The sequence below is a fragment of the Hoylesella shahii genome (genome assembly GCF_937990675.1).
In the GTDB taxonomy this organism is placed as follows: Bacteria; Bacteroidota; Bacteroidia; order Bacteroidales; family Bacteroidaceae; genus Prevotella; species Prevotella shahii.
This window is the reverse complement of sequence record NZ_CALKQY010000071.1, coordinates 1-10,128: the sequence shown is the minus strand read 5'-3', so window position 1 is coordinate 10,128 and position 10,128 is coordinate 1. Positions and strand designations below refer to the sequence as shown.

Genomic DNA, 10,128 nt, shown 5'->3' with positions numbered 1-10,128 from the left:
TTTGGCATAGAATTGTTTTTAACAAGTTTTTCAACACTTCTCGAACTAATAAGATCGGGCAGCCCATCAACATTAACGTTTGGGCCGACAACAAAATCATTTTTAATTTATTGTTCATAGTGCACCTCTCACTCTTTATTCTTCTGTTGTTAAAATTTGTTTCATTTTATAAAACTTGTGGTGCTGTCGGGTTTGTTGGAAAAGGGTACGAAGTGGTAAACATTGTATACAAACTGTTGGATACCGGCGTAGGTTCTTGCGATTGTGTTAATGCGTAGCGTCGTATCATTGATTATCTCGCCAACATTATCAATAGCAATTGTGCTTCGTTTGTTTTGGTATTCCCATGTTCGCAAAGCGATGGTTCGTTTTGTTTTCATAAAGACACCAATGGCTGTGGGTTTACTCCATAAACGATGCATGTAAGATTTGTTTTGCAAAACATCATTTTCTATGTACTGCTTGGTGCTTTTACCGCTGTTTTCTACATATGTACATAGGCAAACTCCATTTCGATAGAGCACAATTAATCCTAGCATGTTTTTATGGGTCTTTGTTGCAAGATAATATCCGTCTGTACGCAGTTCCTTACCGATATAAGGATGGCGTTCTAATCCTAAACCTTCCAGCGAATCATTCTCATTGAAGAAGTTGCAACCCAACAGTAAGACCACTATTGGAAATATTAAAATAATCTTTTTCATTTTAACGAAATGGATAAATGTCATATACTATGTATGATGTGGATATTAAGCAAGCATATGATAATGTATATCGGATGCAAGCTCCAATCCACATTTATATGTGTGGTTATTTGATGAAACTAGACGTACTATCGGGTTTATTGTTAAACGCCTTAAAATAATACAACTCATCTATATTTTCTACGTGCCCATATCGATTGTAACGCCAACTTGTAAGTCTCAGCGTTGTATCATTCAGAATTTCACCTGTGCAATTTTGGGTTACCCTCCCACTTTCTGAAAAGAAGATTTGACACTCAAGCACATTTCGTAAGACGGAGAACACCCCAATGCCATCTGGCTTACTACGTACCTCATTCATGTAAGATTTGTTTCCCCATTTGTCATTCTCTATATAATGGGTAGCGTCTCCATACCTATAATCAAAATACGTAAACATACATACTCCGTTACGAAACAACATCAATGTGCCCATTTTGTTTGTATGGATGTAGCCCGAATAATAATAACCATCGGTACGCAATTCTTTGCCTGTATATGGCCTCCGTGTCATATCCAAGTCTAGAAAAATCTCCTCTTCGTTGCGGCAACTCGATAAGACAAGTAGCAATATTGCCAATATTAATATTTTTTTTACCATAGAAGTTGTCTTGGCTTTTAATGTTTTATAAATTGAGAGGTGTTTATTATCTTTGCGTTACTAAACCAAGATAAACACTTCATGCCTTCTGTTCTCTTTCAACCAATCTTTCGATATGCGCCGAAATGAGTATTGAGCTTGTAGTTGGCCATCATGAATTCCTTATAGCCGTCCTATTCTTCATATAGTCGTCTAATTTATACTTCTCCATTTCAACAATTCTGTAAATAAACACTTCATTGTTGATTACATATAAAATGGTATTCATGCCTTCTAATTCTGGGCAGAACAACAGATATTTCGGATGTTTACGCATTATTTTCCTAAAAACTTTTGGTGCATTTCTTCCAAGAGGTCTTGAAAAAGTCCTATAGCCATCCTCATGCCAACCATACTTTCCGTCATAGCAATATACGTATAAACGTCCTTTACATCTTTTGTCGAAATAAAAAAGATTAAAGGCCAGCCTGCCAGTATCTACTTGCAATGTCTGCTTATCTTTCAGTTTTAAATTCAAAACGTAGAGTGGTGTTTTAGATTTCATTTCACTCTCAAAGCTTTTAGTTTTTTGTGCATCCAGTTCTTTTTTATCTTTAAAGTATTCTAAGTATACGCTGTCGGCTATATGCTGCTTTTGAGCAACATCTAAGCTGTCAACACCCGAACTACACATATCCACTAATAATTTGAATGTTTCTTTATGTCCTTTTTCTAACGATTTAGAATAAGACAAGACAATATTATCAATGTAAGAAGTGGAATCAAGCGCGCTGTAAGCACGCTCAACCTGTTCAATTAATGTCTGTGCTTTTGAAATGCTCAAAAACAGACAACTCATGATAAAAATTAAATAAATCCTTTTCATATTTACTTTAATCCTCTTAAAAGAAAGAGCCACAAGTTTTATCAAGTACAATGGGTAAACAACGGAACATATTCATACACCGTTTTGCGTCTGAACCAGATAAGCAATGGCTTGCCATCCTTTCCGATAATTGTTGGGGTATCTATCAATACACAAAATTCCTTCTTCCTTGCTTGTTTCCCCCTAAAATGCCAACGCAACCTTATCGCCCCGCTCGTCTTTATGCCCTGCACGATAGCAGTAGAGTCTAGCTTTGTTATGTCTTGTTCGTGAACTATATCTAGACTTTCTATCATCGTGGGAGTCATCATGTTCCCCTCATTATCCGTAAAGCGAATGCTTTGTGGATAAATTGTACCTGATTGGTTCATATAAAGCGTTGCGGCCACTATCAGCTTTGGTTCTTCTTTTACCCAAAACTGAAGGCATGTGGGGAAAGCAAAGGGGAAAAATATTGGCCCCACGGAAATTGCAGAAGTACCTGGTCCTCTCACATTAAGCATAATCGAATCTGGTGTGGTATCATTGGTGTAAGCTATGCCGTTCACACCATTATAGTCTGCCGTCTTCCATCCTTGCGTCTCCGTTATGTAATACGTTGTACGGAATATGCCCGCACACGAGGTAAAACATAAGCAAATGAGAACTGAAAATATAAATCCAAGTATCGGTTTCATATCTATCATCTTATTAATCTCATTTGTCTGCATACAACATTGCCATATTACACACCTCATTGGTCCTTAAAGAACTTAAAGGTTTCGCCTTCTATCTCATTCACGTATTCGTCACTCTTATAGTAGTCGTACAGATTCGCACCACAAAATGGACAGAACGAAATGAACACCGTTGGTGCGTCAAATGTAAATGTATCATACCCCATCGTCATAACGAAACAAATGTCCGCTCGCTTGTGCCTGGTTCCACGCAAGGAGGGTATGTTATAATACTTCATCATGCCGTGTTCTGTCAGGCGGGGAGACGTTAGCTTTACCTTTCTAATATTGTAGCAACATCGATTCTCTAACGTATAATACATTTCAAAAGCGAAACAACAAAATTTCATATATATTTAATATTTAAATTGTTTTATAATGTAAGGTGCAATCTTAGGGGAAAACATGTACTCATAACCATAGTATGTACCATGAATTCCCCTATATGATGATAAATAGCGATTTTGCTCCAAGTTAAATAGAGTAGAACGTGGAATAACAATTCTGACAACCTGCCCTCCATTTTGCACATACGTGGCAGCATACTGGGGGTTGTCAGTCATAAACAAGGGACCTCCACGCCTTTCACTTCCTGTTATTCCTCTGTATAAAGTTATATTATCACCATTGGGGTCAGGAGTAAAATCAAGGCTTATATTGGGAGAATGCGTGATGAATTCCCCCGTCCACGGGTTAATTCCACTGGCGTATGAAACACCAATAGTACTCGCAACGCCAATTGCGCCCCCTATCAGCATGTCCTTCCCTATTCCAGAGAACGAATTGGTAAAAGCCATGCCTAAGCTTTGCCCTTCAAGCAAGCCATATGCTGTTCCACCTGCAACGTGGCCAGCACCCGATGCCAGAGGTGCAACGATGGATGTACGTAATACAGGGTTACTTAGATTATTGACGAGTACAGAAGAATTAGCAGCCCAATAGCCAACACTGCCTCCTGCAAAACCTGAAACTCCTCCAACAAGGGTGCTACGCCCAAACTCTGTCCAACTAATATGATTAAACCCTTCAAAGTTTGCGCCTGTTTGGGCAACAATACTGTTATTGGCACCAATTGCTGCACCACCTGCTGCTGAAACTCCTGCAACTGTCCAAAACCCTGCGCCTGCACCAGCTGTACAAACGGTTGCTGCACCAGCTCCGGCTCCAACGGCAAAAGTAGATAGTCCATCCCAAAAGCCTTCTATATTATTCCAATTGGCGACAAGATTAACTCCACCGCCAACAACAGCAGCTATAACGGGTATAAACCAAAGAATTTTCCCATCCTTATCCACATACTTCAAAGGATTATTCAGACAATAACTATACCTGTTGAAGTTTTGCGTAAAGTCAGGCATTTGCACGTATGGGTCGGGACTTAAGAAACGACCTAATACTGGATCATAAAGTCGGGCGTTCATGTTTATAAGGCCGAACCATGGCAGATATTCATGCCCTGTATATCCTCTGTCTAAAAGCAGTTTAGGTTCTTTACCCACAGCGTATAACTGATGTGTGTCAGGATTGCGTAAACGTCCCCACGCGTCATAGCTCAGCTCTTGTCTTAATGTGCCGTCTTCATTGATTATATGAGTGATGTTACCCAAATAGTCGCGCAAGATGTAGTATGTTGAGTCGACTCCAAAATCGTTGACGCATACAGCCAAGGCGTCGTAGGCATCGCCACCCAAATAGAAACGTTCCGTAAAACTGTTATCTATCTCGTATCTTGCATCGATGTATTGTCTTGTTAATACCTTATCATTACCCTTACGTATCGTCATCTCAGCCCTGTCGCCCTCTGCATCATAACTGAACGAGGCCGAATAGCCGTTCTCTGTTATCTTGTCAGGACATTGGAAAGAATTATAGGTGATCTGCTGTTCACGGGTAGGCACATTATTCCCAATGGGCGTGAAAGCGGTAACCTGATAGGGCTTTGCTGCATTATCATAACCCATCAGGCCCATTCCTGGCATTTCCAATACATTGCCATTGTCAGCATATTTCACTTGTTGCGTTCCGATTTGGCACAGGCGGTTTAGTTTATCATACCCAAATGTTTCGGTAATATTACGTCTGTTGTCCGTTCGGCTTAGCAAATTGCCCGTTTGCACATCAAAATTATAGGAAATGTCTTGTACGTTACCCGCGGTTTGCCTTGTGGGTAAGCCTATGTTGCTATAGCTATAAGTGCGTACCAGCGAGCCTGTGGCAATTTGTGTGGGCTGGCCTAAGCCGTTTTCTTCAATAAGCTTCCAAACGCTTTGGCGGTCATTAAACTTTACTTCTGTTTTATGCCCGTTTGTGTAGAGATAAGTTTCCTTCATTTCTACACCACTAGGGTTGCTCAGTGAATTGTACTTTATGCTTGCAACATTTCCATCCTTGTATGTGAAACCAACGTCAATACCAGACGCATCGTCTAAGGAATGGGCAACTCGCCCTAAAGCATCATAGCTATAAGATTTAGCTCTCCTGTCAGAATATTCTTCACGCTCTAACTGCCCATCCTTATTATACGTATATGATACGTTGAACTCGGGGCGGTTGATTTGAATGGTTCTGCCGTACTTATCTTTTATGGTAGTTACAGTTTTGCCTCGCGCATCTGTTGCGGTAGAAGTGCAAATACCTGAGTTATCATACTTTTCCGTAAAGGTTTGTTTGCCTGCGCTCGGGTCAACAATAGCCGTTTGGCGACCGAATCCATCGTATTCGAAAGTGGTTGTCACGTTGCCTGGCGCGGTTATCGCACTGGGTTGTCCGTCGGGGCGCAACGTGTAGGTAATGGTTCCGCCAGGGTCCTCCACCTTTATCAGTTCGCCAATGGCATCCGTTGTCTTGGTCGAGGCAATGCCTTCCTTCGTTTCGGTAACGCTCAGGCCAGCGTAACTCCACGTAGTAGTTTTCCCCGAAGCTTCCGTTTGCTTCACAAGACGGTCGTAATCATCATATTCGTAGGTGTTCCACAGCGCGGGCGCATCGCCCTTAAACGGCAAGGATGTCTTTGCAAGCCTGCCCTTATAGTCGTAGGCATTATCCACGAATTGCCACTTGCCGTCGAACCGCATGTTGCCCTTACGCACTTCGCGCTCCAATGCATCGTAATGCACAATGGTCTTGGGCTTGCCCGTAATGGTTTTGGCGATGGTGTACAGACCCTTTCCGCCCCATGCGGAGGTTATCGTCGTCGTTATTCCATCGGGCGAAGTGGTGGAGACGGGTTTGCCCCACGCATCTGTAACGATGGTGATTGTCCTGCCCTTATGGTCGGTTATGCGGTGCGCCTGCCCCCACTTGTCGTATTCGGCATAGGTTGTAGTCTGCCCCAAGGCATTTGTTTTTGTCAAGAGGTTACGCCCTATGGCATCGTAGGTATAGGTATTGCCTAACAGTTCGGTAACGTTATACGGTGCCGACTTCTCGCTGGTCACGTTTCCGTGGGCATCATACGTCCAGCGTGTTTCGTCGGTCTTATTGCCGTTGGTATAAGTGACGCTTCGTTCGGGCATCCATTGGGCGTTATAGGCGTATTCCTCGCGCGTTGTCCAGGTGTTGCCATCACGCCCTGATGTCGTAGTTTTTGTAAGTGGAAGTCCCACGAGATACTGTTCGGGCGTAGTGATGTTACGATAGGTCTGAACCAATTCCGTGTATACGTATCCATCCCCAAAGGCTGTACGCCGCTTTTTCAAATTGTTGAAAGAATCATAATATATCTCTGTTTGTTTTTCTTCACCCGTGATTTTATTAGTTTCCGCAGAATATATCAATACAGGATTGCAGATCCCATTAGGTGTAAATGCTGCTTTATCATATTCCATATCCACTTCATGATCCCGCGTCTCTATACGCGTGGTAAGCCCTAAGTTCTCCATGTCGTGGTACTCACGAGTAAAGGAGTTTGTTACTACATCCTCAACATTCGTTACCTCAAAACCGCGGAAACCTAATCCCGTACGATGCATCACTGCTCCTTTATAACTGAATCTTCTTCTGTGCACAGGCTTGTCGTCATTCACCACCTCGTCTTCTGTCAATAGGAGCATAGGAGCAGTGAGGTGGTAATAAGGGAAAGTTCGTATCGTGTTAGACTCTTTATAGGGACAACGCTCATCAGTCATACTGCGGTAAGTGTTGCGATGCTTCATTCCATAACTATCGGTCACTTCCCTCAACAAGTTAGACAAAGCTTGGTTTCCCGAATATTTGTAACAGATACATTTTCCTTTCTCTATGGTTATCAAATGGCTCACGCTATAAGGGTTGCATACGTTTATAGGGAGAAGTTCCATGTTACGTGGAACTGGCATGGAACTTTGGGCAGTAGTGCTTATCACCCCATTGTGGTTCATAAACAGTCGTGCAACTGTGTCTCTTACACAAAGCAAGTCTGCACAGCCGTCATTATTTACATCGGTCAACAGATAACGATCAAACCGTTCTCTATTGATTATCGGCATCTCTATGCGTTTGAGCCCTTTACCCGTTGAAAGGTGGACTGACCATTTGTTGCCATTATCCCTATACCCCAAATCTACCTCTACAGTAACAACATAATCATGAGTAGGACAATACAGTTCCTTTCTCTTTTCATTGAAACCTTCCCATAGCATAGAGTTGCAGACCCTACATTTTGCCTCGTAGGGCCTCTGATAATAATATCTCCCTAGATTCGCGGAGCAACTGCTACACGATGGATCCCCGTAGTCTACAATCGGTTCAACTGCATCGCATTCAGGACATTTGAACGGAGCCCAAACAGGTAGGTCTCTGGTGGAGTATGCATGGTAGGAATAATCCGTAGGAGGAACAATGATGTCCATCTTACCATCCCCATTCAGATCACCAAAAATATTCGAGTGTTTGGATGGCGCATTAATACCTTTAACGTCAAACAGCTTTTCGAAACTCTTTTTGGCAGTTGAATAACTATATACGTCCAACCCATCTCCCCTATTGTGGCAAAGCTCCATCTTACCGTCGCCATCTACATCCATCGGAAAGACATCCGCATTGAAATCCAATTCGAAAAGCCTTGTTTCACTAATCTTTGTCTTTTCATCTAGGTCTATAAGCGAGAACCACGAGCCTACATAATCGTGCGTAAATGTTTCATTGTGCGAGATGGTCAGCAGCTGTGCTTTACCCGAACCAAGGAAGTCGCCAAAGAAGTAAACACGCGACATCGGGCTATGAAAAAAAACACCATCATAAGCCACTCCCTTTACGGCAACATAAAAGGAGGTTGAAGGCGTGTCAAAGTCGCGACACTTATAAGTGGTTATTAATAGTTGTGTGTCTATTGTTGAATAACCACCAAAGTTAACCTTCACTATTTCGTCCACCCCATCGCCATTCACGTCAGCAGCCTGTATGGTTTGGAAACCATGATCTGTTTGAATTTTCCGTATGATATTGTAGAATGATAAGCCAGGCGCAATTAGTATGTCTTGATCTGCCGGATAGCCACTGCCATATTGTACGGCATAGATACCAGAACCTATGTGTTGCCTATTAACCATCGTATATGTACTAAAGGCTCCAGGCATGGTTATCAACCCGTCATTGTAACGTCCGTCAATGAATTTCCCACGAACATAGATGGGCTTAAGTTTTTCGGTCGGTGCGGTGTAACTCGTTATTAAGGTTAGTTCTGATTCACGTCGTAATGAATCGGGAGCGTTAGCAGGCCAATACAGGCATTTAAACTTCAACGGTGCCATCTCCACTCCTCCAGATGAGCATCCTATTTGCACAAGCTGGCTAACGTCTTTCAGTTCGTGCGACAGCCGATAGGTGCAAAGTTCCTCAAAGGTGTTGCCCACCTTGTTGCGCGACACGACACTTTTGAGCAACTTGTCGGCAGCAAGGGCTACACCGCTAAGGTAAACGGTGGTGAAATCTTTGCGCGCCTCGTAGTTGAACAGCATTTCGGCCGTATGCTCCGCCTCGCTTCTCCCGCCATAGGCAATGCGAGAGAGGAAATGACAGTTACCCGACACGGTGTATTCGAAGTTTATCTTATACCCGTTTCTGTCCACCATCTCGGTTATAGGATAAGCGGGTTGCGTTTTGGTGTTGTTCTTAAATCCGAAGGTGGCTGTGTTCCCATTGGGATAGGCCACAGAGAAATAGGCTATTTCCCCGTTCGCAAGGTGCTTCTTCACCAAGACGAAGCCTTGCGAAGTTTCGTAATCGTATTGCGTCAGCGTACCAGTATTGCGCACCAACCTCACCCCGTCGAGCGCAAACGCGCACTCAGCAGGTTTCGACAAGTCTACGGCTTCCGTTTGCCCGTCATAATGTATTGTCTTCCCCACAACATTGATGGCCGAAGCCCCAGTAACGTTCCATCCATAACCAGCCGTCCCGTTACCCCCTTGACTGTTGTAGGCAATGGCCACTTGTGGCGCTTGTCCCTTGCAGGGTGCGGTAAGAATGGGTATGGCGTAGGTCTTTCCGCCCGTTGGCGTAACACCCTCGTTAAATGGAATCTTACCCACATAATGGTTGCCTTTCTCTGCAACGGATGGCAAGGCTGGCATCGCGCTGCGCAATGCATGTTTCGGCTCTTCCTTATATAATATGGTAGGAGCCTTGTCTTCAATCGGACCTAAGTCCACTGCTTGGTACTTGTAGCGGTAAATGGTATCGCCTTTGGGCGTCACTTCACGTTCAATCACCAAGTGCTTCTCGGGTTTTACGATGGAGTCAATCACAGACTGTTTGTCCATTATCTTGTTTGTTCTTGTTTCTGCGCTTGCTCCAGCAGAAAACAATATCCCAAACAACCCCGTTAAAAGTGTTTTATGTAAATTCGTTTTCATAATGCTAGTTTTTAAGTTATTCCTTAATCACTTTCCACGAGGTGTTTTTGCCGTCTAATCGGATGTGCAACACATACACGCCCTTGGCATAACTCGCCATGTTCACCTTGGTAACGGTGCCTGCAATGCCACGCCTAACGAGCAGCGCACCGTTTGGGCCATAAAGCGAAAACTCGCCTTGATGTTCTGTTGAAAAAGCGTCTAGCGCGATGGTAAGTTCCTCCTTAACGGGATTGGGATAGATGCGCAACTGCTGTTGTGCCAAATGTTCATAGAGAAAGGCCGTGTCTTTTTGTTGCACCATGCGTTTTGCAGCATGCGTTTGCAGCACCACAGTGCGGCTGGTACGGTTGCCGTTGGCATCGTATGC

Annotated in this window: 6 protein-coding genes; all 6 read right to left on the bottom strand. The window is 43.4% G+C overall.

All coding sequences use genetic code 11. The features are described 5' to 3' along the window. Positions 1 to 161: 161 nt before the first annotated feature. Positions 162 to 704 carry a hypothetical protein gene (locus QME03_RS10150; protein WP_273148883.1) on the bottom strand — a complete coding sequence of 181 codons (543 nt, stop codon included), beginning with the start codon at positions 702 to 704 and terminating at the stop codon, positions 162 to 164. A gap of 791 nt (positions 705 to 1,495) precedes the next feature. Further along, positions 1,496 to 2,209, bottom strand: coding sequence for a hypothetical protein (locus QME03_RS10145; RefSeq protein ID WP_273148885.1), 714 nt, complete (start codon positions 2,207 to 2,209; stop codon positions 1,496 to 1,498). Positions 2,210 to 2,250: 41 nt separating this feature from the next. Further along, positions 2,251 to 2,886 (bottom strand): hypothetical protein, encoded by a 636-nt coding sequence (locus tag QME03_RS10140; protein WP_273148886.1) that lies wholly within the window; start codon positions 2,884 to 2,886, stop codon positions 2,251 to 2,253. A gap of 56 nt (positions 2,887 to 2,942) precedes the next feature. Further along, complete coding sequence (locus tag QME03_RS10135) at positions 2,943 to 3,167, bottom strand: hypothetical protein (protein ID WP_146210642.1); 225 nt, start codon at positions 3,165 to 3,167, stop codon at positions 2,943 to 2,945. A 114-nt stretch (positions 3,168 to 3,281) separates the two neighbouring features. Beyond that, positions 3,282 to 9,665, bottom strand: a complete 6,384-nt coding sequence (locus QME03_RS10130; RefSeq protein ID WP_281724289.1) for an RHS repeat-associated core domain-containing protein — start codon at positions 9,663 to 9,665, stop codon at positions 3,282 to 3,284. A gap of 109 nt (positions 9,666 to 9,774) precedes the next feature. Continuing rightward, a partial coding sequence (locus QME03_RS10125; protein WP_281724288.1) for a T9SS type A sorting domain-containing protein occupies positions 9,775 to 10,128 on the bottom strand: 354 nt, incomplete at its 5' end.